At 69.1% G+C, this 25,338-nt stretch carries 26 protein-coding genes; 7 read left to right on the forward strand and 19 right to left on the reverse strand.

Annotated elements, in window-relative coordinates; translation table 11 throughout:
• Nucleotides 1–36: 36 nt before the first annotated feature.
• The 5 genes from DO944_RS06010 to DO944_RS15875 all read right to left on the reverse strand — a co-directional run bounded on the left by DO944_RS06010 (nucleotide 37) and on the right by DO944_RS15875 (nucleotide 3,304).
• A complete protein-coding gene (locus DO944_RS06010; protein ID WP_112615673.1) occupies nucleotides 37–600 on the reverse strand; it encodes a dihydrofolate reductase family protein in 564 nt (187 codons plus the stop codon).
• Nucleotides 597–1,457: a hypothetical protein gene (locus DO944_RS06015; protein WP_112615675.1), complete on the reverse strand. Its 861-nt coding sequence runs from the start codon at nucleotides 1,455–1,457 to the stop codon at nucleotides 597–599. The genes DO944_RS06010 and DO944_RS06015 overlap by 4 nt, the downstream gene beginning before the upstream one ends.
• The gene (locus DO944_RS06020) at nucleotides 1,454–1,648 is read right to left on the reverse strand and encodes a hypothetical protein (protein ID WP_112615677.1); all 195 of its coding nucleotides are present in this window, start codon (nucleotides 1,646–1,648) and stop codon (nucleotides 1,454–1,456) included. Before DO944_RS06020 ends, DO944_RS06015 begins: the two co-directional genes overlap by 4 nt.
• 178 nt (nucleotides 1,649–1,826) lie before the next feature.
• The gene (locus DO944_RS06025) at nucleotides 1,827–2,807 is read right to left on the reverse strand and encodes a cation transporter (RefSeq protein ID WP_258524586.1); all 981 of its coding nucleotides are present in this window, start codon (nucleotides 2,805–2,807) and stop codon (nucleotides 1,827–1,829) included.
• Complete coding sequence (locus DO944_RS15875; protein ID WP_258524587.1) at nucleotides 2,804–3,304, reverse strand: transporter substrate-binding domain-containing protein; 501 nt, start codon at nucleotides 3,302–3,304, stop codon at nucleotides 2,804–2,806. The genes DO944_RS06025 and DO944_RS15875 overlap by 4 nt, the downstream gene beginning before the upstream one ends.
• Before the next feature lie 142 nt (nucleotides 3,305–3,446).
• Here DO944_RS15875 and DO944_RS06035 point away from each other — a divergent pair, with 142 nt between their 5' ends.
• Both DO944_RS06035 and DO944_RS06040 read left to right on the forward strand, forming a co-directional pair.
• Complete coding sequence (locus tag DO944_RS06035) at nucleotides 3,447–4,733, forward strand: adenylosuccinate synthase (protein ID WP_112615683.1); 1,287 nt, start codon at nucleotides 3,447–3,449, stop codon at nucleotides 4,731–4,733.
• Nucleotide 4,734: 1 nt separating this feature from the next.
• Nucleotides 4,735–5,910: a beta-propeller fold lactonase family protein gene (locus DO944_RS06040; RefSeq protein WP_112615685.1), complete on the forward strand. Its 1,176-nt coding sequence runs from the start codon at nucleotides 4,735–4,737 to the stop codon at nucleotides 5,908–5,910.
• Between the two features lie 22 nt (nucleotides 5,911–5,932).
• Here DO944_RS06040 and DO944_RS06045 read toward each other — a convergent pair whose 3' ends face one another.
• Nucleotides 5,933–7,081: an AI-2E family transporter gene (locus DO944_RS06045; protein ID WP_112615687.1), complete on the reverse strand. Its 1,149-nt coding sequence runs from the start codon at nucleotides 7,079–7,081 to the stop codon at nucleotides 5,933–5,935.
• An 88-nt stretch (nucleotides 7,082–7,169) separates the two neighbouring features.
• On the opposite strand from DO944_RS06045, the gene DO944_RS06050 reads away from it, so the two are divergent.
• A complete protein-coding gene (locus DO944_RS06050; protein ID WP_112615689.1) occupies nucleotides 7,170–7,466 on the forward strand; it encodes a chorismate mutase in 297 nt (98 codons plus the stop codon).
• 3 nt (nucleotides 7,467–7,469) lie between these two features.
• Here the strand turns inward: DO944_RS06050 and DO944_RS06055 are convergent, their stop codons facing one another.
• Nucleotides 7,470–7,991 carry a TetR/AcrR family transcriptional regulator gene (locus DO944_RS06055; protein WP_181574167.1) on the reverse strand — a complete coding sequence of 174 codons (522 nt, stop codon included), beginning with the start codon at nucleotides 7,989–7,991 and terminating at the stop codon, nucleotides 7,470–7,472.
• Nucleotides 7,978–8,622, reverse strand: a complete 645-nt coding sequence (locus DO944_RS06060; RefSeq protein ID WP_112615693.1) for a GNAT family N-acetyltransferase — start codon at nucleotides 8,620–8,622, stop codon at nucleotides 7,978–7,980. The genes DO944_RS06055 and DO944_RS06060 overlap by 14 nt, the downstream gene beginning before the upstream one ends.
• 347 nt (nucleotides 8,623–8,969) lie before the next feature.
• On the opposite strand from DO944_RS06060, the gene DO944_RS06065 reads away from it, so the two are divergent.
• From DO944_RS06065 to DO944_RS06075, 3 genes are all read left to right on the forward strand, one after another.
• Nucleotides 8,970–10,295 carry a glycine betaine/L-proline ABC transporter ATP-binding protein gene (locus DO944_RS06065; RefSeq protein WP_112615695.1) on the forward strand — a complete coding sequence of 442 codons (1,326 nt, stop codon included), beginning with the start codon at nucleotides 8,970–8,972 and terminating at the stop codon, nucleotides 10,293–10,295.
• Nucleotides 10,295–11,218, forward strand: coding sequence for a proline/glycine betaine ABC transporter permease (locus DO944_RS06070; RefSeq protein ID WP_112615697.1), 924 nt, complete (start codon nucleotides 10,295–10,297; stop codon nucleotides 11,216–11,218). The genes DO944_RS06065 and DO944_RS06070 overlap by 1 nt, the downstream gene beginning before the upstream one ends.
• Before the next feature lie 73 nt (nucleotides 11,219–11,291).
• A complete protein-coding gene (locus DO944_RS06075; RefSeq protein ID WP_112615699.1) occupies nucleotides 11,292–12,203 on the forward strand; it encodes a glycine betaine ABC transporter substrate-binding protein in 912 nt (303 codons plus the stop codon).
• Between the two features lie 50 nt (nucleotides 12,204–12,253).
• On the opposite strand, the gene DO944_RS06080 is transcribed toward DO944_RS06075, so the two are convergent.
• The 4 genes from DO944_RS06080 to DO944_RS06090 form a co-directional block, all read right to left on the reverse strand.
• Nucleotides 12,254–13,087 (reverse strand): hypothetical protein, encoded by an 834-nt coding sequence (locus tag DO944_RS06080; RefSeq protein ID WP_112615701.1) that lies wholly within the window; start codon nucleotides 13,085–13,087, stop codon nucleotides 12,254–12,256.
• Between the two features lie 131 nt (nucleotides 13,088–13,218).
• Entirely contained in the window at nucleotides 13,219–13,377 is a 159-nt protein-coding gene (locus DO944_RS15645) for a hypothetical protein (protein WP_181574204.1), read from the reverse strand.
• Nucleotides 13,378–13,384: 7 nt separating this feature from the next.
• On the reverse strand, nucleotides 13,385–15,706 hold the full coding sequence (gene purL, locus DO944_RS06085) for a phosphoribosylformylglycinamidine synthase subunit PurL (RefSeq protein ID WP_258524588.1): 2,322 nt from the start codon (nucleotides 15,704–15,706) through the stop codon (nucleotides 13,385–13,387).
• 124 nt (nucleotides 15,707–15,830) lie between these two features.
• On the reverse strand, nucleotides 15,831–17,588 hold the full coding sequence (locus tag DO944_RS06090) for an alkaline phosphatase family protein (RefSeq protein ID WP_112615705.1): 1,758 nt from the start codon (nucleotides 17,586–17,588) through the stop codon (nucleotides 15,831–15,833).
• A 48-nt stretch (nucleotides 17,589–17,636) separates the two neighbouring features.
• On the opposite strand from DO944_RS06090, the gene DO944_RS06095 reads away from it, so the two are divergent.
• The gene (locus DO944_RS06095) at nucleotides 17,637–18,287 is read left to right on the forward strand and encodes a hypothetical protein (RefSeq protein ID WP_112615707.1); all 651 of its coding nucleotides are present in this window, start codon (nucleotides 17,637–17,639) and stop codon (nucleotides 18,285–18,287) included.
• Here DO944_RS06095 and DO944_RS06100 read toward each other — a convergent pair.
• The 7 genes from DO944_RS06100 to DO944_RS06135 all read right to left on the reverse strand — a co-directional run bounded on the left by DO944_RS06100 (nucleotide 18,223) and on the right by DO944_RS06135 (nucleotide 25,276).
• Entirely contained in the window at nucleotides 18,223–18,810 is a 588-nt protein-coding gene (locus tag DO944_RS06100) for a DUF1349 domain-containing protein (protein WP_112615709.1), read from the reverse strand. The genes DO944_RS06095 and DO944_RS06100 overlap by 65 nt on opposite strands.
• Nucleotides 18,811–18,825: 15 nt before the next feature.
• On the reverse strand, nucleotides 18,826–19,218 hold the full coding sequence (locus tag DO944_RS06105; protein WP_112615711.1) for an ester cyclase: 393 nt from the start codon (nucleotides 19,216–19,218) through the stop codon (nucleotides 18,826–18,828).
• Nucleotides 19,219–19,837: 619 nt separating this feature from the next.
• Nucleotides 19,838–21,199 carry an ABC transporter substrate-binding protein gene (locus DO944_RS06115; RefSeq protein ID WP_112615715.1) on the reverse strand — a complete coding sequence of 454 codons (1,362 nt, stop codon included), beginning with the start codon at nucleotides 21,197–21,199 and terminating at the stop codon, nucleotides 19,838–19,840.
• A gap of 38 nt (nucleotides 21,200–21,237) precedes the next feature.
• The gene (locus DO944_RS06120) at nucleotides 21,238–22,101 is read right to left on the reverse strand and encodes a carbohydrate ABC transporter permease (protein ID WP_112615717.1); all 864 of its coding nucleotides are present in this window, start codon (nucleotides 22,099–22,101) and stop codon (nucleotides 21,238–21,240) included.
• Nucleotides 22,101–23,003, reverse strand: a complete 903-nt coding sequence (locus tag DO944_RS06125) for a carbohydrate ABC transporter permease (RefSeq protein WP_396652019.1) — start codon at nucleotides 23,001–23,003, stop codon at nucleotides 22,101–22,103. Before DO944_RS06125 ends, DO944_RS06120 begins: the two co-directional genes overlap by 1 nt.
• A 207-nt stretch (nucleotides 23,004–23,210) precedes the next feature.
• Nucleotides 23,211–23,651: a VOC family protein gene (locus DO944_RS06130; protein ID WP_112615721.1), complete on the reverse strand. Its 441-nt coding sequence runs from the start codon at nucleotides 23,649–23,651 to the stop codon at nucleotides 23,211–23,213.
• A gap of 107 nt (nucleotides 23,652–23,758) precedes the next feature.
• Complete coding sequence (locus DO944_RS06135; protein WP_112615723.1) at nucleotides 23,759–25,276, reverse strand: glycoside hydrolase family 76 protein; 1,518 nt, start codon at nucleotides 25,274–25,276, stop codon at nucleotides 23,759–23,761.
• Nucleotides 25,277–25,338: the final 62 nt, after the last annotated feature.

Genomic DNA, 25,338 nt, shown 5'->3' on the forward strand with positions numbered 1-25,338 from the left:
ACCTGTCGTAACAGGGGTTCGCGTCGCGGGTTCAGGTCACGAGGTGCGCGGCCGGTAGCGCGTGGCCACGGCTCCCGAACGGAAGGCGGTGCGCTCGACCGGTTCGAGTCCGATCTGCTGATGCAGGCCCGCGAGCAGGGTCGGTGCCCGCCCCGCGATGACGGGCTGCACGAGGAACTCGAACTCGTCGATGAGGCCGAGGTTCGCCAGGGCGGTCGGCAGGGTGACGCCGCCGACCCAGAGCCCGGCGCCCGGCTCGGCCTTCAGCCGCCGCACCGCCGTCTCGAGGTCGCCCGAGATCAGCTCGGCGTTCCAGTCGGGGTCCGCGAGGGTCGACGACACGACGAACTTCCGCGCGCCGTCGATGGCTTCGGCGAACCGGATCTCAGCGGCATCCATCCATTCGGGCCACTCGCCCGAAGCCGGCCGCCGCCAGGCAGCCGCCATCATCTCGTACGTCACCCGGCCGAGGAGCAGTGCATCGACTCCCGCCATCTGCGCCGTCCAGAAGTCCATCGACTCCTCGTCAGGCGGCAGCCCCGCTTCGTGGTGGCAGCAGCCGTCGAGCGTCACGTTGATCGAGTACCGGAGAGGTCTCATGTCGCATCCCGCCTGCGGCGGATGACGCCGCGACGCCAGTCTGGACCTGCGGGCATCGATATGCGAGGAGTCCAGACCAAAAGGATGGCGAAGACGACGCGTGTCGCGAGCAGGACCGCCCAGATGGCCTCCGCCGAGCCGGAACGCGTGACCGCGAGCAGCGCCAACCCGGGGCCGGCCACCGCCCCGTACGCGATGACGAGGGCGGGCAGCCCGGCCGCCGTCGACAGCGCGATCTTGCGGTAGGAGTAGAGGACGCCTGCCCACGGTTCGATGAGCAGCTGTACGGCCATCATCGCGACGACCAGCCAGCCGAGCTGGTCGAAGACCGGCAGAGCGAGGCGCGAGATCGTGAGCGCCACCGCGATCGCCGCGAGCAGAACGAAGCAGTTCGCCTGGACCGTCGACAGGCGCATGGCGTCCGCGCGCTCGTGACCGCGCTCAGCGATGACGGATCTCGCGCCCACCACGCCGAACTGCTTCAGCGGGACGATGACCGAGCGCATCACGGCCACCGAGAGCGCGACGACAGCACCGTCTGCGGGGGAGTGCGCTGTGGCCACCAGGATCGCCGCGGTGAAGGTCACCAGGAAGACCAGTCCGTCGACCGACGCCGCGGCACGCTCGCCGAGCGAGCGGACCACCGCGACGGGATGCGCGAGAGCTTCGCGCGTCGCCGCCGCGAACATGGGCCACGAGATCATGTCCGCCCGCGCGAGCTGGAATCCGCGCACGACCGCTCCGAGGATCGACGCGATCGAAGTCGTGGCCCCCACTGCCGCGACGGCAGCAAGCGGTGAGACGCCGAGCACGACGACGACCGCCGCGACGGCCGCTTTCACGAGCGTCCCGGTCACCGCGCGGTGATCAGGTTCGTGCCGTCGCGGCGCAGCGCCTGGAACGCTCCGTTGAAGACGAGGCCGATCGGGGTGAGCACCGTCGCCGGGATGGTGGCGATCCAGTACGCGGCGAAGAACCCGCCCGCGTCCGAGCGGGAGAGCACCGGGCTGAGCAAGGCGATCGCGATCGATGCGAGCAGTAGGAGCATCGCGGCCCCGACGGCCCCGTCAGCTCGCCCTGGAGGGAGCGTCCCGCCGTGCGCGCACGAATGGTGGTGACCACGAAACCGAACTCGATACTGTCAGTGACCCGATGGATTCAGACAGCGGTGGAAACTGGTCCGCCGATTCCGGCATCTTCTCGCTGTCGGGCGCTGCGCAAGCTCGTCACTCGCTGACCGGCACGACGATCGGCAATTCGCGGACCGGCACGAGCACGATGTCCTGCACCTTCCAGTCGAGCTCGACGCAGCCTTCGCGCGCCGCTTCCAGCTCATCGAGGCTCGGCATCCGCCCGTCCCGCGGGACGACGAACGACTCGACGTGGAACACATGGCCCTCGTCGCGCACCCGACTGCCCGCGGCCGACACCCACGGCAGGCCGGCGAGGTACGCGTCGATCTCGCCCGCGAGAGGATGCGGCTCGGCGTCGTCGAAGGTCGTCGCGCGCGCATCCATGAGGTCGACGATCGCGGCCCGCAGGTTCTTCAGCCCGTCGCGCAGAATGCCCGCCGCGATGAACAGCGCCGCCGCCGCGTCGAGCCACCAGAGGCCGAGACCGATGCCGGTGACGCCGACGATCGAGCCGACGGCCGTCATCCAGTCGGCCTTGTTCATGTCGGCATCCGCGTAGAGCACCTTGTTGTGCAGCTCGCGCGCCAGCTTGAGCTTCGCGCGCCCGAGGAGGACGGGCGGCACGGCCGTCATCGCCATGACGCCGATCATGAGCCACCCGAGCCAGATCGACGCGCCGAACAGCTCGACCGTCCCGATCGTCGGGTGCTCGCCGCTCAGCAGCCCGATCGCCGACTCGACGATCAGGTAGGTGCCCATCGTGGTCAGGGCGACGGCCGCCACCAGGTGGCCGACCCCGACCGAGCGGTGATAGCCGTACGGATGCTTGAGCGTCGGCCGGCGCCGGTTGACCCGGATCGCGATGAGGAACGCCAGCGGCGGGATGAACGACAGCAGATCCTCGATCCACGCCGCCTTCATCGCCTGGGAATTGCCGAGCACGAGGAAGACGAGGGTCACCGTCACCGCGAGGAATCCGATCGTGACCCATTCGAGCCGCACGGCGCGACGCAGCACCTCGACCTGACGCTGCGGCAGCTCCGTCTGCCCGAATCGCACCTCCGACCGGTTCACAGCTCGCCCGCCTTCGCCCGCTCCGAGAGGAAGGTCTCGAGGCGCGAGAGGAACGCGTTCTCGCCGAGCGGCACGAGCATGACGACCTTGAGCGTGCTGCCGTCCTTCGCCGTGGCCTCGGCATATGGGCGCGTGACTCCCGCCTTGTCGGTCCAGGGCGTCTGGTCGGTGATGCCGCCCGCGATGAGGTCCAGACCGCCGTTCTCGAGTTCGCGCACCAGTGCCTCCTCCGAGCCGACCGTCCATTCCACGTCGGCGTCGAGCGAGTCGGCGAACGCTCGGATCGCATCGGGCTCGCTGCCCTGCGGTTCGTCGCCGTCGACGACCTGCACCCATTCACCGTCGGGGGAGACCCCGGCCCGCAGTGTGCCGCCCTCGACCGTGGCGAGCGTGCCCGACGGGTCGGTGGGGATCGACAGCCCGCACCCCGTGAGCGCGAACGACGATGTCAGCAGCAACAGGACCGCGCCGACCGCTGCGGCGAGCCGGTGGTGCATGAGACCCTCCTCCTTGCGCGTTCGATCGATACATCCGATCTGCGCCATCACCCTGGCGCGCGCGCCGCGATCTCCGTAAGGGGGTTGCGTCCGTGTCGATAGGATGGGGTGCAATCCCTCCTCGACAGAAAGGGAGATCCGCATGCCGGGAATCGTCATCGTCGGCGTCCAGTGGGGCGACGAGGGCAAGGGCAAGGCCACCGACCTGTTGGGCGACCGCACCGACTGGGTCGTCAAGTTCAACGGCGGCAACAACGCCGGGCACACCGTCGTCATCGGTGACGAGAAGTATGCCCTGCACCTGCTGCCGAGCGGCATCCTCTCGCCGGGCGTCAACGCCGTCATCGGCAACGGCGTCGTCGTCGACCTCGAGGTGCTGTTCGCCGAGCTCGAGGCGCTGTCGGCGCGCGGGCTCGACATCTCCCGGCTCAAGGTGAGCGCCAACGCGCACCTCATCACGCAGTATCACCGCACGCTCGACAAGGTGACCGAGCGCTTCCTCGGCAAGCGTCAGATCGGCACCACCGGCCGCGGCATCGGGCCGGCCTACGCCGACAAGATCAACCGCGTCGGCATCCGCGTGCAGGACCTGTTCGACGAGAACATCCTGCGGCAGAAGGTCGAGGGCGCCCTCGACCAGAAGAACCACCTGCTGGTCAAGGTCTTCAACCGTCGCGCGATCACCGCCGACGAGATCGTCGAAGATCTGCTCTCGTACGCCGAACGCCTGCGCCCGATGGTCTGCGACACCGGCCTGCTGCTGAGCGAGGCGCTCGACAACGGCGACGTGGTCGTATTCGAGGGTGGGCAGGCCACCATGCTCGACGTCGACCACGGCACGTACCCCTTCGTCACCTCGTCGTCGGCCACCGCCGGTGGCGCCGCGACCGGATCGGGCGTCGGCCCCAATCGCCTCGACCGCATTGTCGGCATCGTCAAGGCGTACACGACGCGCGTCGGCTCGGGCCCGTTCCCGACCGAGCTGTTCGACGAGAACGGCGACTTCCTGCGTTCTCGGGGCTTCGAGTTCGGCACGACGACCGGCCGTCCCCGACGGGTGGGCTGGTACGACGCCCCGATCACGCGGTACGCGACGCGCATCAACGGCATCACCGACCTGGTGCTCACGAAGCTCGACATCCTCACGGGCCTCGACCGCATCCCGGTCTGCGTCGCCTACGACGTCGACGGCCAGCGATTCGACGAGGTGCCGGTCAACCAGTCCGATTTCCACCACGCCGAGCCGGTCCTCGAGTACTTCCCCGGGTGGAAAGAGGACATCTCGACCGCGCGCACGTTCGACGATCTCCCCACCGCGGCCCAGGAGTACGTCCTGGCGCTCGAGAAGATGAGCGGCACGCGCATCTCGGTGATCGGCGTCGGGCCCGCCCGCGACGCCGTCATCGTCCGCCACGACCTCGTTGACTGACGTGCGGCTGCTGCTCGGCGGCTACACCGCAGACATGGGCGGCGAAGCCGCGGGCATCGGCCTGCTGCACGCCGGCGATCCCGACGGCGGCACCGCCGATGGTCAGCTCTCGCTGCGGCCCGAGGTCGTCGCCGCGTCGTCGCCGTCGTGGGTGGCCCGCCATCCGCGCCGGGATGTCGTCTATGCCGCGCTCGAGTTCCGCGGCGAGGTGCAGGCCTACCGGCGCACCGGACCCGACGCGTGGGCGCCGCTCGGGCGTCCGGTCGCGGCCGGCGAGGCCGTGTGCCACGTGGCCGTCGCCCCCGACGGAGCCTCGCTCGTCGCGAGCTGCTGGAGCGACGGACGTGTCGTCCGCATGAGCCTCGACGACGCCGGCATCCCGTCGGCTCCGGTGATCGCGCCAGCGGCCGTCGACCCGTATGGACCCGACGCCTCCGCCGAGCCGGCCGCGGAAGACCTCGACCTCGCCGCCGCCGCGCGGGCGCTTCGAGAGGCCGCCGGACCCGAGTTCGCGCATCTGGTGCCCGGCTCAGACGTGCCGGCGCCGCCGCATCCCGGTCCCGATCAGGATGCCGAGGCCGCACGCCCCTCGCGCTCGCACCAGGCGCGACACCTTCCGGGCGGTCTCATCGTGACGACCGACATGGGTCTCGACCTCGTGCGGTTCTGGCGTGACAGCCCGCGGGGGCTCCGGCTCGTCCAGCAGGTCGCCCTGCCGCTCGGGAGCGGCCCCCGTCACACCCTCTGGCACCCGAGCGGCCACCTGTACGTGCTCACAGAGCTCTCTCGCGAGGTGTTCGTGCTGGGCGCCGACCGCGCCGGTGAATGGCGGATGCTTTCGGCGACGGGCCTCCTCGGAGCCCTCGACGACGACACGGCGGCCGAGATCGCCATGACACCCGACGGCGAGACCGTTTACGCGGGCGTCCGCGGCAGCAACACCCTCGGGGTGCTCCGCGTCCGCGGTGCCGGTGATCGACTCGAGCAGCTCGCGCTCGTCGATGCGGGGGTCGATTGGCCGCGCCACCACGTGGTCGTGCGCGACACCCTGCTCGTCGCGGGACAGCTCTCGAGCGAGGTGGTCTCGATGACGCGCGACCCGCGCACCGGGGTTCCCGGCCGCGTGCGCCATCGTGTAGCGGCCCCGAGCCCGACCTGCATCCTGCCGGTCGCGTGATCGCGTGCCCCCACCGCGGGGCTCAGTGCGGCAGCTTCTTCGCGTCCTGACGCGGGATGACGATCTGGTTGATGATGAGCAGGATCGACGCCGTGACCGGGATCGCGACGAGCGCGCCCAGCAGGCCTAGCAGGGTGCCGCCGACAAGCGCTCCGATGACCACGAGCGACCCCGGCACCGACACCGTCCGGTTCATGACACGCGGCGTCAGGACGTATGCCTCGACCTGCATGTAGAGCAGGTAGGCCGCGGCGAAGATGATCGCCGGCAGCGGGGCGGTCGGGTTCGTCAGCAGCGTGATGACCGAGGCGCCCACCCAGAAGATGACGGTTCCGACGAGCGGGATGAGCGTGATCGCGAATGCGAGCACGGCCATCAGCGCCGCGAACGGAACCCCGAGGATCGTCAGCAGGATGAACGCGAAGGTCGCGTTCATGAGCGCGAGCACCACCATGCCCGAGAGATAGCCACCGATCGACTCGGTGATCTGCCGGGTCATGTCGGCGACGGTCGCACGGGAGCGCGCGGGCGAGATGCGAACGAGCGCGTTCTTCATGCGGGGCAGCGATGCGAGGAAGTACAGGCTCAGCACCAGCACGATGATCGAACCCGAGATGGCCGTGACGACGTTCACGCCGACCTGCAGCAGGCCCCCGCCGATCGCCGCGATGTTCGACGGGTTGGTCACGAAGCTCTGCACCTCGTTGAGCACGTCGCTCAGGCTGTCGCCGAAGGTGCTCTCCAGCCAGCGCACGGTGTCGCTGCGCAACATGTCGTTGACGATCGACGGCACGTCCTTCGCGAACTGTTCGACCTGGCGGACGACCGGCGGCAGGACGACCCACAGGATGCCGGCGATGATGAGCGCGAGCGCGGCGAACGTGATGACGATGCCCCAGGCGCGCGGGATGCCGCGCCGCACGAGGAACCGCACCACGGGGTCGAGCGCCAGGGCGACGAACAGTGCGATCGCGACGTAGATGAGAACCGTCGACAGGCTGGAGACCGCCAGCCCCAGGACGATCGCCGCGAGGGCTCCCAGCGCCAGGAAGAAGCCGGCCGCGAACGGCCGGGACAGCGCGCCCCAGATGGGCTGATCACGCGTGGCCGGCCCGGCCACCGGAGCGGAGGGCGCCGCGGGAGCTGAGCTGTTCGAGCGAGGCTTCGTCATGGTCACACTCTAGGCGCGGGGTCCACGGCTCGCGGTGGGGTCGCGAGCCCATGCCGAGAAGATAGGGTCGGCGAGGGAAGGAGCCACCATGACCGACGCCACGACCGAACTCCACCGACTGCGGGCGAGCATCGACAACATCGACGCCGCGCTCGTCTTCATGCTGGCCGAGCGGTTCCGCTGCACGAAGCAGGTCGGTGAGCTCAAGGCGACTCACGGCATGCCCGCCTCGGACCCCGGCCGGGAGGAGTGGCAGATCGCTCGCCTGCGGCGTCTCGCCGAAGAGGCCGACCTCGACCCCGAGTTCGCCCAGAAGTGGTTCGGGTTCGTCGTCGCCGAGGTCATCCGGCATCACCGCATCGCGGCCGAGGACATCGCGGACTGAGGCTCAGTCGCCGGTAGCCGCGAGGTCCCGGATCGAGCGGTCGACCGCGGCGCGCTGATCCTCGTCGAGGTCGAGGAATCCCGTAGCCCGGCTCACCCACAGCCCCAGCGCCGCCGCCACGGCCGTCAGCTGCGCGGGCGTCGCATCCTCCGGCTGCAGCCAGTATGCGCGGATGCCCTCCCACTCGTCATGCATCCGCCGGCCGCCGAGCGTCTCGACCGCGAGCCGGAGTTCGGCCGGTGTGGCGTCTCCTTCGAGCATGCCCGCCACGAAGGCCGAGAGCCGGTGCGGGGGATCGTCGGGATCACCGACAAGGTGGGATGCCGCTGACCCGGCCCAGCCGTCGATGAGGCGACCCGCCACCGCCTCGAGGATCAGCTGCCGGGTGGCGAAGTGGTAGACGATGCCGCTTTTGGTGAGACCCGTCCGTGCGGCGAGGTCGTCGTACGTGACCGACTCGGCACCGGAATCCGCGAAGAGCGCGACGGCTGCGTCGAGGATCAGCTCGCGATTACTCGGCCGCATGACGGGCTCCCCTCGACGGCGTGCCGCCGGTGCGCCACATGGCGGTCGGGCCGGCGCCGTCGGGCCAGGGCAGGCGCGTGAGCGGCACGAAGCCGTGCCGGCGATACAGCGCCGTCGTGCGGTCATTGGACGATTCCAGATAAGCGGGCGAGCCGGTCGCGTCGATGAGCTCGAGTCGCGACGACAGCAGGGTTCCCCCGATGCCCCCGCCGACCGCATCCGGCGCGACACCGACCGCCTTCAGGTACCAGTGCGGCACGGCGGGGCGGTGCGCGTCGATCGCGTCCGATACGCGCAGAGCACGGGACAGGCCGCCGATGCCGATCGCGCGGACGTACTCCGGAAGTGCTGCCGTGCGCATCCCGGTCTCGCCCGGTCGAGACCACACCGCCACGCCGAGGAGCCTCCCGGTATCGAGATCGCGCACGCCGTCGACCGTCCCGTTCTGCAACGGTCCGCCCAGGAGCACGGCCCGGAACAGTCGATGACGCGCCCGCACGTCATCACCCCGCTCCTGCAGCAGTGCCCGCGTCGGGGCGTCGTCGGCGAAAGCGAGCGTCAGGAGTTCTGCGGCCGCGTCGATCTCCCCGCGCGTGACCGGAGTGACCTGTGTGAGCGTCGTGCGAGTCATGGAGTAACTGTATGTCTACTGCAGAAACAGTTTGCTGTGAGTCGGCGCAGAAGTCGCAGCGCCCGCGCGCGTGATATCGGAATGGCCGATCAGAGGTCAAATCCCGAATCCGATTTGCGACTGACCCCCGAACGTGAAACGTTGGATGAGGCCCGCCGCGGGCCACTACCCGACCAGTCCGCGGTCGCTGGTGGCAACCCTGGGGGTGCCAGACCGGCGAACGTATGGTCGGCGGCCTGTGCTCGTGGATCCGACATCCGCAGCCGAGACGCCGTCGCGAGACGCGCGCCAGGAGGTCGCCACCCGGGCGTAACCGATGCAGCCTGCACCGGCTGCCGAGGTGACCTGTGACCAGTCCGTCTTCTCCGGGGGAAGCGACTTCCCCCGCTCTGGAAGCCAAGAATCTGTACAAGGTCTTCGGGCGCAACCCGAAGTCCGTCGTCGAGAAGCTCCGGGCCGGAGCCCAGCGCAACGAGATCGCCGACGCCGGGACCGCCGCCGTCATCGATGCCTCCTTCACCGTCCAGCCCGGTGAGATCTTCGTCATCATGGGCCTCTCCGGCTCGGGCAAGTCGACTCTGATCCGCATGCTCAACGGGCTGCACGACGCCACCGCCGGAACGATCACGGTGAAGGGCGACTCGATCACCGACGTCGCGCCCGCCCGTCTGCGCAGCATCCGTCGAGAGCGCATCGCGATGGTCTTCCAGCACTTCGCGCTGCTTCCCCATCGCAGCGTCGCCGCGAACGTCGCCTACCCGCTCGAGCTGCGCGGCGTCGCGAAGACCGAGCGCCTCGCGAAGGCCGAGGAGATCCTCTCCCTCGTCGGACTCGAGGGCTGGGGCGACAAGCTCCCGTCCGCCCTCTCCGGCGGCATGCAGCAGCGTGTCGGCATCGCTCGCGCGCTCGCCGCCGACAGCGACATCCTTCTCATGGACGAGGCGTTCAGCGCACTCGACCCGCTCATCCGCCGCGAGATGCAGGAGCAGCTGCTCGAACTGCAGCAGAAGCTTCAGAAGACGATCATCTTCATCACGCACGACCTCAACGAGGCCATGTTCCTCGGCGACCGCATCGCGGTCATGCGTGACGGCCGCATCGTGCAGATCGGCACGCCCGAAGACATCCTCACCGACCCGGCCAACGACTACGTCGAGCAGTTCGTGCAGGACGTAGACCGTGCCCGTGTGCTGACGGCCGCGAACGTCATGGAGCGGCCGCGCCCCGTCGTCGCCGAGTCCGCCGGACCGCGCGTCGCCCTCAAGCAGATGCGGGATGCCTTCATGTCGGCCGCCTACGTCGTGGGCCGCGACCGCAAGCTGCTCGGTGTCGTCACCGACCGCGACGCCGTCAAGCTCGTCCGCCGCGGCGAGTCGGCGCTGTCGTCGGTCATCAAGCCCGCGCCGCAGACCGTGAGCCAGGACGAGGTTCTCATGAACCTCTTCGTCCCGGCCGTCGAGTCGCCGCTGCCGCTCGCCGTCACCGATGCGGACGGGCGCCTCGTCGGCGTCATCCCCCGCATCACCCTGCTCGCCGCCCTCGGCCCCGGCCCCGGCGCGACGGAGGAGATCACGATCCCGCTGCAGCCGATGCCGCAGGCCGCGATCGACGAGGTGCTCGCGGAGGCGACCGCCGTCGACGGCGCCGCTCTCCAGAACGGGGAGGTGCGCTGATGGATGGTTTCCGCATTCCGCTCGGCCAGTGGGCCGAGGTCGCGGTCGACTGGATCCGCGACAACGTCTCGTGGCTGCTCGGCGCGATCTCCACCGCCGTCGGCTGGCTCGTCGGCTCGCTCGCCGACCTGCTGCTGAGCGCCCCGATCGCCGTCGTCATCGTCGTCGCAGCACTGCTCGGCTGGTTCCTGCGGTCGTGGAAGTTCGCGATCGGCACCGCGATCTCGTTCGCGATCATCCTCGGCGTCGGACAGTGGGTCACCGCGATGCAGACGCTCGCGCTCGTCGTCATCGCGACGGTCATCGCCGTCGTCATCGCTGTGCCGCTCGGCATCCTCGCCGCCCGCAGCGACCGCTTCAGCGCGGTGATCAAGCCCGTGCTCGACCTCATGCAGGCGATGCCCGGGTTCGTGTACCTGATCCCCGCGATCGTGTTCTTCAGCATCGGCTTCGTACCGGGTCTGGTCGCGACCGTGATCTTCGCGCTTCCCCCGGGCGTGCGCCTGACCGAGCTCGGTATCCGCAGCGTCGATTCCGAGACGGTCGAGGCCGGGCACGCATTCGGCGCCACGCCGGGGCAGATCCTGCGCGGCGTGCAGCTGCCGCTCGCCATGCCGACGATCATGACCGGTGTCAACCAGGTGATCATGCTCGCGCTCTCGATGGCCGTCATCGCCGGTATCGCCGGTGCGCCCGGGCTCGGCAAGGAGATCGTCCAGGCGATGTCGACCGTCAACATCGGCACCGGTGTCGAGGCGGGCCTCAGCGTCGTCATCCTCGCGATCTATCTCGATCGCCTGACCTCCGCCCTCGGCGACATGAAGGGCCAGAAGGGGTCGATCCTCGGCGTGATCGGCCGTCGCCGGACAGCCGCGGCCGCCGCCACCGCCGCGGAGAAGCGCGAGCTCGCCCCCGCCGCCTGACCCCGCGGCATCCGAACGTATCCTCCCTGCACCACCCATACGGAACGAAATGAATCCATACGGAAGGCACACGATGAACAAGCGACACCTCACCGGGATCGTGGCGCTCGGCGCCGCGGCATCCCTCGCCCTCGCCGGCTGCGCGAGCGGTAACCAGGCCGAAGGCGGCTCTGGCGAGAACGGCGACAGCAAGGGAACCATCACGCTGGGTTACCTGCCCTCGTGGACCGACGGCCTCAGCACCGCGTACCTGCTCGAGAACCAGCTCGAGCAGCTCGGCTACACCGTCGAGATGCAGGAGCTCACCGAGGCGGGCCCGCTATACGCCGGTCTCGCGCAGGGCGACGTCGACATCTACCCGTCGGCCTGGCCCGAGCTCACCCACGCCTCGTACATGGAGCGCTACGGCGACCAGATCGACGACCTCGGCGCGTACTACGACAACGCCAAGCTCACGATCGCGGTGCCCGAGTACGTCGACATCACCTCGATCGAGGACCTCGCCGCCAACGCCGACCGCTTCGGCGGCCAGATCTACGGCATCGAGCCGGGCGCGGGTCTGACCAAGCAGACGCAGGAGTCGATGATCCCCGAGTACGGCCTCGACGGCACGTACGAGCTCGTCACCTCGTCGACCGCGGCGATGCTCACCGAGCTCGATACCGCGATCGCGGCGCAGCGCGACATCGTCGTGACCTCGTGGCGTCCGTTCTGGGCCAACGAGCGCTACGGCCTCAAGGACCTCGAAGACCCGCGCGGTGCGATGGGCGACACCGAGGCGCTGCACTTCCTCGCCACGTCCGGCTTCGCCGACGAGCACCCCGAGGCGGCCGAGCTGATCGGAAAGATCAAGCTGGACGACGAGCAGTACGCAGCGCTCGAGGACATGGTCGTCAACCAGTACGGCGAGGGCAAGGAAGCCGAGGCGATCACCGCCTGGCTCGAGGAGTACGGCAGCAAGGTCGACGGTCTGCAGACCAGCTGATCCTCTCTGACGCAGAACGAAACCCCCGGGAGCTGCTCCCGGGGGTTTCGTCACTCCGGCCGGTCCGAGCGCTCGCCGCGGGACGGGCGGTCGCGCCGCATCCGGTTCCACATCTCGGTCGACCGGGTGATCGCGCGCTGCGCGTTGTCGAGAAGGTCCTGCGCGACCTCCGCCCAGTCGGGCGAACGGTCGTCGGGCTCGGGAAGCGCGCGCGGCGTACCCTGCCGGGCGGCGCGCTCCGCCGCATCGAAGGCGTGGGTCGCCCGACGGACCGCTTCACGGTAGGCGCTGTAATCGGCCGGGGACATGCGGACATCGCGCGAGGCGGGTCGCAGCCACGACGCCTGCTGGTGCTCGCGGAGGAAGAGGTCCATCGGCGGCCAGCGGGCATCGAGCATCATGGGGAACCCGATCGCCTTCGCGGCATCCGTCTCGTAGTCCATCCACCGCGCCAGAAGCACGTCGTGCTCGGCCATCAGCCGGGCCAGCGGCATCCGGTCGATCTCCTTGCGCGAGGTCGGCATCATCGCCCGCGCCGCCTGCACGCCCGCGCGGCGCGCCTTCAGCTCGGCCACGGCGGCGCGTGCCTGACGCTCGGCGATCTGCAGGCGGCGACGGGCCTCCGGCACCGCTCCGGCTGTCGCGCGCGGGGTCGCCTTCTCGGCCTGGGCGCGCATCAGTTCCGCGCGGGCCACCTTCAGCTGCGCGCGAGCGTGCGTCACAGCCTGTTGCGCCCGGCGCAGGTCGAGCTGCGCGGCATCGAGCTCGAGGCGACGCTGCGACGGTCGTCCCCGGCGCAGGCCGGCCCAGCCGAGGGCGCCCGCGCTGGCTCCCGCCGGCGCGATCCACCACCACTCGGCCGCGAGCATGAGGATCGGATCCACCCCTTCAGCCTACGCACCTCGCCGCGTCCAGTCTTCGTGCCGGCTGGGGATACACCTGTCGGATCGGTGGTGCTGGTGCGCGGTCGAACCGGCTGTGAGGCCACACCAGCCCCACAAGTCCTGCGGATGTATCAGCCGAAGAGCAGCGCGAAGACGGTGGAGCCACCGCCGACGAGGATGAGCGAGACGATCGCGACCCACGCGGTCACGCGCATGCGACGCGAGCGTCCGCGCGCGAAGCCGGCGTACTCGTCGTCCTCACCCTGCGGCGTCAGGTCGCGCCCGCTCATGACGCGCTCATGACGTCGGTACCTCGTCGACGATCTCGCCGAAGGCGGCGGGCAGCGTCGCGCGCGACGTGGCGCGGATCTCGGCGACGGGCACCGAGAACAGACCCTGGATGTCGAGCACGGACTCGACGCCCTCGGCGGCATCCGTCACGCCGATGCGGATGACGGGGTAGTTGCGTCCCTCGCAGAGCCCGCGGAACTTGACGTCCTCCTCGCGCGGCACCGACACGATCACGCGGCCGGTCGACTCGCTGAACAGCGCGGTCGCGACGTCGACGCCGTCGCGCTCGACGATCTCGCTGAGCCAGACGCGTGCGCCGACGCCGAAGCGGGTCGTCGCTTCGGCGAGGGCTTGGCCGAGGCCGCCGGTCGACAGGTCGTGCGCGGCCGAGATGAGTCCCTGCTGCGAGGCGGCCTGGATGAGGCCGGCCAGACGCTTCTCGGCGGCGAGGTCGACCTTCGGGGGCCGTCCGCCGAGGTGGCCGTGGATGGTGTCGGCCCACGCCGAGCCGTCGAGCTCCTCGGCGGTCGTGCCGAGCAGGTAGATGTTCTCGCCGGCGTCCTGCCAGCCCGACGGGATGCGGCGGGCGACATCGTCGACGATGCCGAGCACACCGACCACCGGGGTCGGGAAGATCGGCTGGTCGCCGGTCTGGTTGTAGAACGAGACGTTGCCGCCCGTGACGGGCACGCCGAGCTCGAGGCAGGCGTCGGAGAGGCCGTCGACGGCCTGACCGAACTGCCACATCACCTCGGGGTTCTCGGGGCTGCCGAAGTTGAGGCAGTCGGTGACGGCGGTGGGGTTCGCGCCGGTGACGGCGACGTTGCGGTACGCCTCGGCGAGGGCGAGCTGGGCGCCGGCGTACGGGTCGAGCTGGCAGTAGCGGCCGTTGCAGTCGGTCGCGATCGCGAAGCCGAGGCCCGACTCTTCGTCGACGCGGATCATGCCGGCGTCGTCGGGGAAGCTCAGGGCGGTGTTGCCCAGCACGTAGTAGTCGTACTGGTTGGTGATCCACGACGTGTCGGCGAGGTTCGGGCTCGCCACGAGCTGGAGGAACTGATCGCGCAGCGCGTCGCCGTCGGTGGCGCGGGGGAGGGATGCCGCCGAGTCGGCCTGCAGGCCATCGATCCAGGTCGGGTAGGCGACCGGGCGGTCGTAGACCGGGCCGTCGACCGCGACGGTCGAGGGGTCGACGTCGACGATCTGCTCGCCGTGCCAGAAGATCTGCAGGCGGCCGTCGCCGGTCACCTCGCCGAGCACGCTCGTCTCGACATCCCACTTGCCGACGACGGCGAGGAACGCATCGAGCTTCTCGGGGGCGACGATCGCCATCATGCGCTCCTGGCTCTCGCTCATGAGGATCTCCTCGGGCGTGAGCGAGGGGTCGCGCAGCAGCACGTTCTCGAGGTCGACGCGCATTCCCGAGCCGCCGTTCGCGGCGAGCTCGCTCGTGGCGCACGAGATGCCCGCGGCGCCGAGGTCCTGGATTGCCTCGACGAGTTCGCCCGCGTACAGCTCGAGGCAGCACTCGATCAGCACCTTCTCGGCGAACGGGTCACCGACCTGCACGGCGGGGCGCTTGGTGGGCCCGCCGTCGGCGAAGGTGTCGGAGGCCAGGATCGAGGCGCCGCCGATGCCGTCGCCGCCCGTGCGCGCGCCGAACAGCACGACCTTGTTGCCGGCGCCGGTGGCGTTCGCCAGCTTGATGTCCTCGTGGCGCATGACGCCCACCGCGAGGGCGTTGACGAGCGGGTTGCCCTGGTAGACCGAGTCGAACACCGTCTCGCCGCCGATGTTCGGCAGGCCCAGGCAGTTGCCGTAGAACGAGATGCCGCTCACGACGCCGTGCACCACGCGGGCGGTGTCCGGGTGGTCGATGGCGCCGAAGCGGAGCTGGTCCATGACCGCGACGGGGCGCGCGCCCATCGAGATGATGTCGCGGACGATTCCGCCGACGCCGGTCGCGGCGCCCTGGAACGGCTCGATGTAGCTCGGGTGGTTGTGCGACTCGACCTTGAAGGTCACCGCCCATCCTTCGCCGACGTCGACGACGCCCGCGTTCTGGCCCATGCCCACCATGAGGCGGGTCTTCATCTCGTCGGAGACCTTCTGGCCGAAGCGGCGTAGGTAGTTCTTGCTCGACTTGTAGGAGCAGTGCTCGCTCCACATGACCGAGTACATCGCCAGCTCGCCCGAGGTGGGACGGCGGCCGAGGATCTCGCGGATCTTCGCGTATTCGTCGGGCTTGAGGCCCAGGGCTCCGTAGGGCTGCTCACGCTCCGGAGTGGCGGTGGCGTTCTCGACGGTATCTGCGACAGGGGTGCTCACGCGGCTGGACTCCAGGACTCGGGATGCCGGACGCGATCAGTCTAGTTGGCGGGAGGAACCGTCGAGTCGCCAGGAAAAGCGGATGCGGGCGGTCCGGTACCCGCGCTTTCTGGCGAGTCGACGCTCAGGAGGGCGCGTTGTACGCGCCGAAGAGGCCGGTGCCGTGCTCGACCAGGGCGTCGTAGGCCTCGCCGTATGTGGAGGGCAACGTGCTGCCGGGATCGAATCGGGCGGCCAGGAGCCCGAGCAGCCCGCGCGCCGGCGGGGTGAGCGGGCGCTTGTGGTGCTTCTCGTCGGGGGCCTTGGCCGTGCCCTTCTCGGGATTGGGCGGCACGTACAGCGACTGCGGCTGCGGCCAGGTGTAGGGCTGGCGCGGCGTCGTGAGGTTGACCGCGTTGAAGATCGGGTTGGCGGTCTCGTCGCGGACGTTGAGCGGCCGCAGCCCGTGCAGCCGGCACAGGGTGTTGGTCACCGAGCCGTGGTGCATCTCGTCGTGGATCACGGTTCCGGCCGCGGTGTACGCGCTCACCACGATGGCCGGCACCCGGAGACCGAGGCGATCGAACGTGAAGCCCATCTCGCCGGGACCGCTCGCGTCGGGCGGCGCTGCCGACGGCGGGGCGACGTGATCGAAGGTGCCGCCGTGCTCGTCGAAGGTGATGACGAGCGCGGTGTTCATGGCGTTCGAACCGGAGGTCGACGCACTCGTGCGGATCGCGTCGTAGACCTCCTGCGCGAGCTTGTCGCCGGCGCGGACATCGCTGTCGGCGCTGTTGGCGATGCGGATGCGGCTGCCGTCGGGCAGCTCGAGCTCGCCCTCGCGGGTCGCGCCCCACGGCGGATGCATGTCGTTGTGGTTGAAGACCATGCGCGGTTCGATGAAGGCGTAGTCGGGCAGCTCGCCGTTCGCGGCATCCTCGTAGAACTGCTCCATGACGCGGAAGTTCGTCTTCCAGTACCGCTCGAGCACCGGCGCGTGGAGCATGCCGGTGAGTGAGACGAGCTGCGTCGCGTCGTAGTAGACGCGCCATGACAGGCCGGCGTCTTCGAGGCGGTTGAAGATCGTGGGCGCCGCGGGGGCGTCGATCCACTTGTCGTAGTTGTCGCCGGTGTGGTTGACGACGTAGCCGTGCGAGGTCGAGGCGTGGAAGAAGCTGCGGTTGCAGAACGTCTGTGACGGCACCCCGGCGAACCAGCGGTCGTAGACCGCGAACTCGCGGGCGAGGGTCGATACCACCGGCAGCATCTCGGGCGCGAAGCCGCCCATCGCGGTCGCGTACTCATCGGCGGTCGGCTCGCGCTTCTTCGCGAGGCGGTAGTTGACGATGTAGTCGTGCACGAAGCCGTCGTTACGCGGTGCGCTCCCGCCCGCGGGTGCGTTGTACGGCGGCTGCAGTCCGTTGCGGGCGATGTCGGCGTTGGCGGGCGGATCGATCGTCCCGAACAGCTGCGTGTTGACGTGCGGGTAGGTCTCGCCGGGGTCGGGCTGCGGCTGCTGCATGATGTGGTCGGTCGCGCCCGTGTAGACGTGCGCGGGCACGACCGTGCCGTCGGGTGCGGTGTTGGCGTAGTCACCCTGCAGGATGCCGTCGAAGTCGGCCGCGCTCTTCTCATCGGCCGTGTAGAGGTGGCCGAGCAGGTTGTCGAAGCTGCGGTTCTCGAACATGAGCACCACGACGTGGTCGAACCCGGCGACGCTGCGCGCCGCGAGGGGCGCGAACTCGGGAGGATGCGCCGTCATCGCCGCCGTCACCGCAGCCCCGGCCGAGCCGCCGACGGCGAGGCCGGCGGCGCCTAGGCCCGCACGTCGGAGGAAGTCGCGCCGCGATGGTCGGCGGCTGGCCCAGGAGGCGTCCGTCTCGTCGCGATCGGCGTCGGCCATGGGTCCCCTCCCTCGCTCAGTGCTCGGCGATCAGGCTACTCTCGCACCATGGACGACGGCCCGCGTTTCGATCGAGGAGCCCGCTACGGTGCCGCGGTCGTCGCGGCGATGTTCGCGACCTACCTCGCCGTCGCTTCCGATTTCTCCGCGATCGTGCAGGCCGAGATGTACGCCGGCACCATCACGAACGACATGCCGTACGTCGACACGCTCCAGTTCGTGCTCGTGGTCGCGACCCTCGTCGCCGCGCTCGCCGTGCTGCCCACCTCGCCGATGCGTCGCGTGGGCGGCGTGACCCTCGCGTGCGTCGCGCTGTTCCTGTGGGCCACCTTCGGGTTGCTGCGCGGTGCGGGCCACCTCGCGCACCTCGACCCGCTGTGGGAGGTCGTGCTCAACCAGGGGTTCATCGCGCTGCTCGCCGGGGTGGGCGGCTGGGTGATCGCACGGGGGCGGCATCCGCTGTCGTGGGTCGTCGTAATCGTCGCTCTGGTGCCGCCGATCGTCGGTCCGCGACTGGTCGAGGCGAACGTCACGAGCGGCGGGTACGCGTTGGCGATGCAGGGCATCGTCATCGTCGGAGGGCTCGCCGCCGTGTGGGCGTCGGTCGCCATCGACCGGTGGGCGCGACGGCGCTTCAGTGATCGGGATGCAGCGACGCGTCGGCGGGCGCGCTCCGCCACGACACGAAGCGAACCGTGAGCCCGGTGCGCGTCGGCGCGCAGCAGAACGGTCCGGCCGCGACGTCCGCATCGGGGTCGAGAGGCGCCACCCGCACGAGACGCCAGTCCTCGTCGTCGACGCGGGCCCTGATCGTGACGGCGTCGCCCGACCTGCTCGCGCGCACGGTGACGATGCGACCAGCCCAGTCGGCGACGGGCGCGAGCGACCAGTCCGACACCCCGCGGGTCACCACCGCGCCCAGGCTGTCGGCGCCGTCACTGTGCTCGATGCCGGCCTTGATCCACGTCTCGTCGTCGACGCGCAGGAAGACTCCCGCCTGATCGAACTGCGCGGCGAAGTCGAGCACGAACGAGACTTCGACCGCGGTGTCGGGCCGCATCGGTGCGAGCAGAGCGTGCTCGTCGTCGTGGACGAACCCGTACGAGGTCACGCGCCAGGCATCGCTGCCCTCGCGTGCCGTGACGAGCAGGTCGTCACCGTCGAGCACGGCCTCCGCGGGTTCGTTGGTCCATGATCCTACGGACCAGTCGATGTCGGTCATGTGGTTCCTTCCGGTTCAGTCGCGCAACTGGGTCAGCAGGGCCGCGTGGTCGGTGGTGCCCGCGAAATCGACGATCCGACCTCCCGCCAGCCGCAGGAAGCCGAACTCCGCGACATTGACGTGACGTCGGGTGGGCCGGATACCGCGGAACGGCCCGATGTGCGTGCCGCTGGCGCGCACATGCGCGGCGATGCGGTCGTCCTCCACGACGAGCTGGATGCGGCGCACCTGCCAATCGGGAAAGGCATCGAGCACCTCGACGACGTCGGTCATCCAGGCGTCGGCTCCGCCGGGGAGGTGCGCTCGCCGGACGTTCGGGTCGATGAACGAGCGAATGGCGTCGAGGTCGTGGCGGTTGCAGGCCTCCAGGTAATCGGCGTACCAGGCGTGCATCTCCCACGGCTCCATCCGCCCATTATCGGTGCGAGGCTACGGATTGTCCGTGGGAGGCGAGGAGACCCAGTCGAGAAGGGCCGCGCGGATCGCTTCCGACAGAACCAGGCCCTCCTGCCAGCCGCGCGCGACGACCGCATCCCGTTCCTCGGGTGTCAGGCGCACGGTGACCGGGATGCTTGCCGAAGCACTGCGTCTGGGGCGACCGCGCCTCGGTTCGTCAGACGGTGACGTGTGCATGCGAGGTCCCCCCTTGGACGCGCGCGCGGGGCGCCGCATATGCGGCGCCCGCTCTGAGCGTGTTCGGAGCCCGGCGCATTCTGGATTGCCTCGGCACGATCCGGATAAGGGTCAAGGTCGACGCTCGTCGCGTGGTGCTGACATCCAGTAGAGGAGAGCCGCGCGGATCGTCTCGGACAGAACCATCCCCTCTTCCCAGCCGCGCCGAACGGCGGCGTCGCGCTCTTCACGCGTGAGGCGCACGGTCACGGGCGTGCTGGGCGATGCGCCGCGGGTGGGGCGTCCGCGTTTCGGTTCGTCGGCGATCATCATGGTGCTCATGCATGTGAGACGCCGTTCGACGCGGAACGTGACGCGATACGTCGATATTTGTCCGGAGCGGTCTGCGTACTTCTCAGCGCGCCGCTGTGGCGTTCTCGTAGGCCCGCATGGCGGCATCCTGTGCGTCCGCGAGCGCTTCCTCGGCGGTCTTGTCGCCGAGGAGGGCCGCCGTCACCGCGTTGTTCAGCTCGTTCTGGATGTCCTGCCCGGCGGGGGACGACCCGAACGAGGTGCCGTAATCGACCACGTCGTAGTAGGTCGCGACGACCTGGTCGAAGCCCTCGTTGCCCGACGGCGTGACCCACTTCTCGCGGATCTCCTGGTCGGGCTGCGGCGATCCCGTGAACAGGCCGGTGTTGGCGCCGCCGTCGGAAGCGCGCGTCGCGGCTCGTGCTTCGCCCGCCGCGTTCCACGCTTCGCCGCTCGTCAGAGCCGAGACCCACGCGCAGGCCGCGCCGGGGTTCTTCGCTCCGGCCGGGATGACGAAGGCCTGGCCGCCGGACACCGAGAACGGCTCACCGTCGCTGTCGCGGAACGGCACCGCCTCGATGTCGATCTGCTCGAGGTAGGGCGAGAGGACGTTCGGGTACCACTGCGCGTTGACCTGCGCACCGACCTGATCGGTGACGTACTGGTTCGCATCGCCGAACGTGTCGAACGCGTCGGTGAAGCTCTTCACCTGCGCGAACCCGCCCTGCGCGTCGTTGATCCGCTGCAGCAACTCCATGCCCGCGAGGTTGCTCGGGTCGTCGAGGGTCGGCACGCCGTCGTCATCGGTGAGCTGGCCGCCCGCACCGAGGATCCACAGCGCGGACTGACCGGTCGACACCGGGTCGAGGCCCAGCCGCGTCGGAACGCCGCCGGATTCCTGGTACATCTTCTCGATGGCGGCCAGCAGGACGTCAGGTTGCGAGGTGTCGATCTCGTCCGCCGTCACGCCCGCGGCATCCATCACCCGCTTGTTCAGGATGATGGCCGGCGGCTGGTAGAACTGCGGCGCTCCCCACACCTGATCCTCGTAGCGCACATCGTCGACGACCGACTCGTACCACCGGTCGTCCGCGTCGACGTCCTGTGCCTCGAAGCAGCTGTCGAGGGGCATGATGAGGCCCTGTGCCGCGTACTGCGTGACGTAGCGGCGGTCCATCTGCACGACGTCGGGCACGTCGCCGCTCGCGATGCGGGTCGTGAACTTCTGCGAGTCGAAGGCCGTGGCATCCAGCTGCACCTCGACATCCGACAGCTGCTCCGCCGCGTAGTCGAGTCGCGCGGTGCCGACGTCGTCGGCGTTCTCGAAGCCCCACGCCGCGAGGGTTCCGGTGGGCGTCGCCGAGAAGTCGACGTCTTCCGCGGTGCCGGCGTCGTTGCTGCATCCCGCCAGCACGATGACGGATGCCGCGGCCACCGCGGTCGTTCCGATCAGTCGATTGCGCATGTGATTCCTCCTGTCGTGGTCCCGCGCGAGCACGCGGATCATCCCTTTCGGCCCTGGGTGGCGACACCTTCGATGAAGTAGCGCTGCCCGAAGGCGAAGAGGATGAGCATGGGCAGCGTGACGATGAGCGAGGCCACCATCACGTACTGGTAGTCGCCCTGGCCGCCGGCGGTCGGGCTGTACTTGGTCATCGCGTAGGCGATGCCGAGCGGTGCGGTGAACTCGTCGACCGACCCGGCGTTGAGGTAGATGAGCGCGGACTGCAGGTTGTTCCAGCTCGCCTGGAACTCGAACAGGAACACGATCACGAACGAGGGCACCGACAGCGGCATCGCGATGCGCCAGAAGAGCCCCCAGTAGCTCGCGCCATCGATGCGCGCCGCCTCGAAGAGCTCGCGCGGCAGGCCGAGGAAGAACTGGCGCTGCAGGAAGATGTAGAACGCCGACCCGAAGAGGTTCGCGCCCCACAGCGGGACCCACGTGCCGAGCAGGCCCGTCTCTTTCCAGATCAGGTAGACCGGGATCATCGTCACGGCGCCGGGCAGCATCATCGTCGCGAGCACCAGTCCGAACAGGAGCTTGCGCCCGGGGAACGAGAAGTACGCGAACCCGAATGCGACGATCGAGCTCGAGATCGACACCGCTGTCGCCGCCAGCAGCGCGATCGCGACGCTGTTGAACATCCAGCTGAGCAGGGGGAGCTGGTTCCACACCTCGGCGTAGTTCTCGGGCACGAAGGTCTGCGGGATGAGGCGGTTGTCGAACACCTCGCCGCGGGGCTTGAAGCTCGCCGCGAGCAGCCACGCGAACGGGTACAGGAACAGCAGGGCGAAGCCCGTCGAGATCGCCGCGAGCGTGACGCGGCCGGCGACGGTCTTCGGGGCGCGAAACTTCGTCGCCATCAGCGGTCGCCCTCGTAGTAGACGAAGCGGTTGCCGAACTTCACCTGGATGACCGTGACGGCCATGATGATGACGAACAGCAGCCAGGCCATGGCCGCCGCGAACCCGAAATTGAACTGCCGGAACGCCTGCTGGAACAGATAGATGGCATAGAACAGCGACGCCTCGGGCGACGCGTTGCTCTGATCCCGCCAGAACAGCAGGTAGGCCTGGTCGAAGACCTGGAATGCTGCGATCGACAGGACGATGACGTTGAAGAACATCGCGCCCGAGATCATCGGCAGCGTGATGGAGAAGAACTTCCGCACCGGGCCGGCGCCGTCGAGGGATGCCACCTCGTACAACTCGACGGGGACGTTCTTCAGCGCGGCGAGGAAGATCACCATCGTGCCGCTGACGGTCCACAGTGCCATGATCACGATGCTGGGTTTCACCCACGCCGGGTCGACGAGCCACTGCGGACCCTGGATGCCGATGGCCGCGAGCCCCTGGTTGATCGCGCCGGAGTTGCCGTTGAGCAGGAGGAAGAACACCGCGGCAGTTGCGACCGCCGGCGTCATCTTCGGCAGGTAGTAGAGCGTGCGGAAGATCCCCGCGCCGCGACCCATCCGGTTCAGCAGCAGCGCCAGCACGAGCGCGAATATGATCTCGAGCGGCACGGCCATGACGGCATAGAACAGCGTGTTGGCCAGCGATACGGCCACGCGGGGGTCTTCGAACAGCCGGGCGTAGTTGTCGAAGCCGATCGGTCGCGACGAGTTCGTGGCGAGGTTGTAGCTGCTGAACGAGATGTACAGACTGTAGATCATCGCCCCGACGGTGAAGACGAGGAAGCCGATGATCCACGGCGTCAGGAAGAGGTAGCCCGCCAGCGCTTCGCGCTTGTTGTACTTCTGCCGGATGCGCCCCGGCCGTGTGGCGCCGACCGTCGTCGGTCGCGCGCGAGCGGTACTGCTTATGTCGTCCTCCAGGCCTCGACCCCGCAGGACCTGATGGATGCCGTCCTGTGAGGCCGAAGCTAGAAGAGGTGAGAAGCGGTTCCCCAGTGGCTTGACACGGCGGCATCCCTCGGGCAGTGCTCGCCGGGTGTCCCGATCAGACTGGCGTGGTCACAGCGACGAGGAGATGCCTGCGTGCTGGTTCATCTCCGCGACGAAGCTGGTCCCCGTTGCGACCACCTCGACCTTGAAGCCCGCCGCATTCTCGAGCCAGCCGGCGTAGTGCTGCGGGCCGCCGGCGTGCGGGTAGCGCTCCTGGTACAGCGGCATCCAGCCCGCGGCCGGGGCGTCGGCCATGATCGCATCGACCTCGGCGGGGGAGCGGCCGTGGAAGGCCAGATGATTCAGGCCCGGCCGCCGACGGTCGTGCTCGGCGCCGACCGTGTTCGGTGAGGTGGTGAGCGTCAGGTAGGCCCCGCCCGCCGCCCACGACTCGCCCTGCGCCCACGTGCTCTCGAGGTCGAAGCCGACCCGCCGAAGCAGCCAGCCCCAGTCGGAGCGTGCGCTCTCGATGTCGCTGACCCAGAGCTCGACGTGATGGAAACCTGCCATGGGTCCAGTCTCGCGCGTGCAGTAAGTGACTCGTTTCGCCTCGTTGTCCAGCCCCGCCGTAGCCGCCGGCGACCCGGGGCGTGATGCCCCGAGTCGCCGGCCGCCGGTCAATCCGCGACTGTCATCCGATCGAGGTTGACGTAGTTCGCGCTGCCCGCCGCGCTGTCGACGCGCAGGTCCACGCGGTTGTACCCCTCATCGAGCGAAACGGTCACCGTACGCGTCTGCCAGTCACCCCAGCCGGACGTCGCGGGGAACGACAGCGGGGTCGTCGCACCGTTGACGGTCAGAGCCCGTGAGGCGACACCAGCCGCGGCGGCGTAGTGGAACTGCAGCTCGTAAGTGCCGGCGGACGCGACGTTGACGTGGAAGGTCGCCCCGGTGCCGTCGCCGATCCAACCGCCGATGTATCCGCGCCCGCTGTATCCCGACTGCCCGCTCTCGGAGATCACTCCCGAGCGCTCGGTGTTCTCGGCCTCGTAGACACGGGTTCCCTCGACCGGCCCCGTGTAGCCGTCGGGCGTCGCCTGGCTCATGACGGCAACGCTGGCCGCTGCGGCGAGACTCTGAATGGCGGTCGTGCCGAGCTCGGGTGCCGGGGCGGTCCAGTCGTATGCCCCGATGCCTGCGGAGTTGAGGTGGTTGGCCGCCTGGGTCGCGTTGTCGGTGAGCAGCTGCTCATACTGCGTCTGCCCGGCCTCGTCGATGAGCGCGCGGATGTTGCGCGTGAGGATGGCCTTGAACCCGCCCGTGTCGTCGACGCCCTCGAAGAGGAAGGTGCCCGATGAGGTCAGGTTCGCCACGGCCCAGTCGACCGCCGCAACCGCGCGCGAAAGCTCAGCGGGATCGCCCGAGTCGAGATACATCTCGAGGGCGGCGCCGGCGTAGTTGCCCTGGTTGTAGGTCCAGTCCCAGTCGACGAACTGGCCGGTGCCCTCGATGTGGTCGCGCAGCTTGCCGCTGACGTAGAAGTTCGCGTCGAGCCAGGAGAAGATGCTCCGCGCCCGGTCGCGGTACGAGACGTCGCCCGTCGCGGCATAGATGCGCATCGCCGTGTAGACGGCCGTCGCGTTCGTGGCGACGTTCTTCTCGTTGCGCTCGCCGTCGCCGATGTCGACGTTCTTCCACCAGATGCCGCCGCCGTAGGTCGTGTCGGCGTACTGGGCGATGAAATCGAACATCTCGATCGCGTCGTCGCGGTACTCGACGTCGCCGGTGAGCTCGTACGCGCGGATGGCGCCGCGGGCCCACCATCCGATGTCGTCGTTCCAGTCGTTGTCGCGGAAGTCGGGATACTGCGTCTGAAAACCATCGTAGATGTCATCGATCATCTGGCGGGCGTCGGTGCTGCCGGTGCGCTCGTAGACATCCATGACCGTCTCCCACAGCTGCGCCTCCCACCAGTAGTCCGTGTAGAGGCCGCCCTGGGGGCCGTGCGCGTGTTCGGGGTGGATCTGATGGTCGCTGTACGTGAAGAAGTAGTTCGCGGAGTCGTCCCAGAAGACGTCGACGAAGTCGTCGAAGGCCGTCTCGGGCTCGGCCGCGGTCAGCGCGTGCGCCGGTTGCGGGACCAGGAGGGCCGCCGCGAGCAGCGTGGCCCCGAGGATGGGCAGGGATCTCTTCATCGTTCTCTCCTCAGTGAAAAAACATATTGATTGCCGACCGATCGACGCCGCCTTTCAGTGGC

The sequence above is a fragment of the Microbacterium sp. SMR1 genome, from assembly GCF_003289625.1.
GTDB classification, from domain to species: Bacteria; Actinomycetota; Actinomycetes; order Actinomycetales; family Microbacteriaceae; genus Microbacterium; species Microbacterium plantarum.

Bases quoted from the DNA above. Each gene is read 5' to 3' on its own strand.
- DO944_RS15645 (WP_181574204.1), bottom strand. From the start codon at position 13,377: ATGAGCGGGCGCGACCTGACGCCGCAGGGTGAGGACGACGAGTACGCC.
- DO944_RS06070 (WP_112615697.1), top strand. From the start codon at position 10,295: ATGGATGGTTTCCGCATTCCGCTCGGCCAGTGGGCCGAGGTCGCGGTC.
- DO944_RS06035 (WP_112615683.1), top strand. From the start codon at position 3,447: ATGCCGGGAATCGTCATCGTCGGCGTCCAGTGGGGCGACGAGGGCAAG.
- DO944_RS06100 (WP_112615709.1), bottom strand. From the start codon at position 18,810: ATGACCGACATCGACTGGTCCGTAGGATCATGGACCAACGAACCCGCG.
- DO944_RS06105 (WP_112615711.1), bottom strand. From the start codon at position 19,218: ATGGAGCCGTGGGAGATGCACGCCTGGTACGCCGATTACCTGGAGGCC.
- DO944_RS06010 (WP_112615673.1), bottom strand. From the start codon at position 600: ATGAGACCTCTCCGGTACTCGATCAACGTGACGCTCGACGGCTGCTGC.
- DO944_RS06050 (WP_112615689.1), top strand. From the start codon at position 7,170: ATGACCGACGCCACGACCGAACTCCACCGACTGCGGGCGAGCATCGAC.
- DO944_RS06045 (WP_112615687.1), bottom strand. From the start codon at position 7,081: ATGACGAAGCCTCGCTCGAACAGCTCAGCTCCCGCGGCGCCCTCCGCT.
- DO944_RS06075 (WP_112615699.1), top strand. From the start codon at position 11,292: ATGAACAAGCGACACCTCACCGGGATCGTGGCGCTCGGCGCCGCGGCA.
- DO944_RS06130 (WP_112615721.1), bottom strand. From the start codon at position 23,651: ATGGCAGGTTTCCATCACGTCGAGCTCTGGGTCAGCGACATCGAGAGC.
- DO944_RS06060 (WP_112615693.1), bottom strand. From the start codon at position 8,622: ATGACTCGCACGACGCTCACACAGGTCACTCCGGTCACGCGCGGGGAG.
- DO944_RS06020 (WP_112615677.1), bottom strand. From the start codon at position 1,648: ATGCTCCTACTGCTCGCATCGATCGCGATCGCCTTGCTCAGCCCGGTG.
- DO944_RS06055 (WP_181574167.1), bottom strand. From the start codon at position 7,991: ATGCGGCCGAGTAATCGCGAGCTGATCCTCGACGCAGCCGTCGCGCTC.
- DO944_RS06135 (WP_112615723.1), bottom strand. From the start codon at position 25,276: ATGAAGAGATCCCTGCCCATCCTCGGGGCCACGCTGCTCGCGGCGGCC.
- DO944_RS06115 (WP_112615715.1), bottom strand. From the start codon at position 21,199: ATGCGCAATCGACTGATCGGAACGACCGCGGTGGCCGCGGCATCCGTC.
- DO944_RS06095 (WP_112615707.1), top strand. From the start codon at position 17,637: ATGGACGACGGCCCGCGTTTCGATCGAGGAGCCCGCTACGGTGCCGCG.
- DO944_RS06120 (WP_112615717.1), bottom strand. From the start codon at position 22,101: ATGGCGACGAAGTTTCGCGCCCCGAAGACCGTCGCCGGCCGCGTCACG.
- DO944_RS06090 (WP_112615705.1), bottom strand. From the start codon at position 17,588: ATGGCCGACGCCGATCGCGACGAGACGGACGCCTCCTGGGCCAGCCGC.
- DO944_RS15875 (WP_258524587.1), bottom strand. From the start codon at position 3,304: ATGCACCACCGGCTCGCCGCAGCGGTCGGCGCGGTCCTGTTGCTGCTG.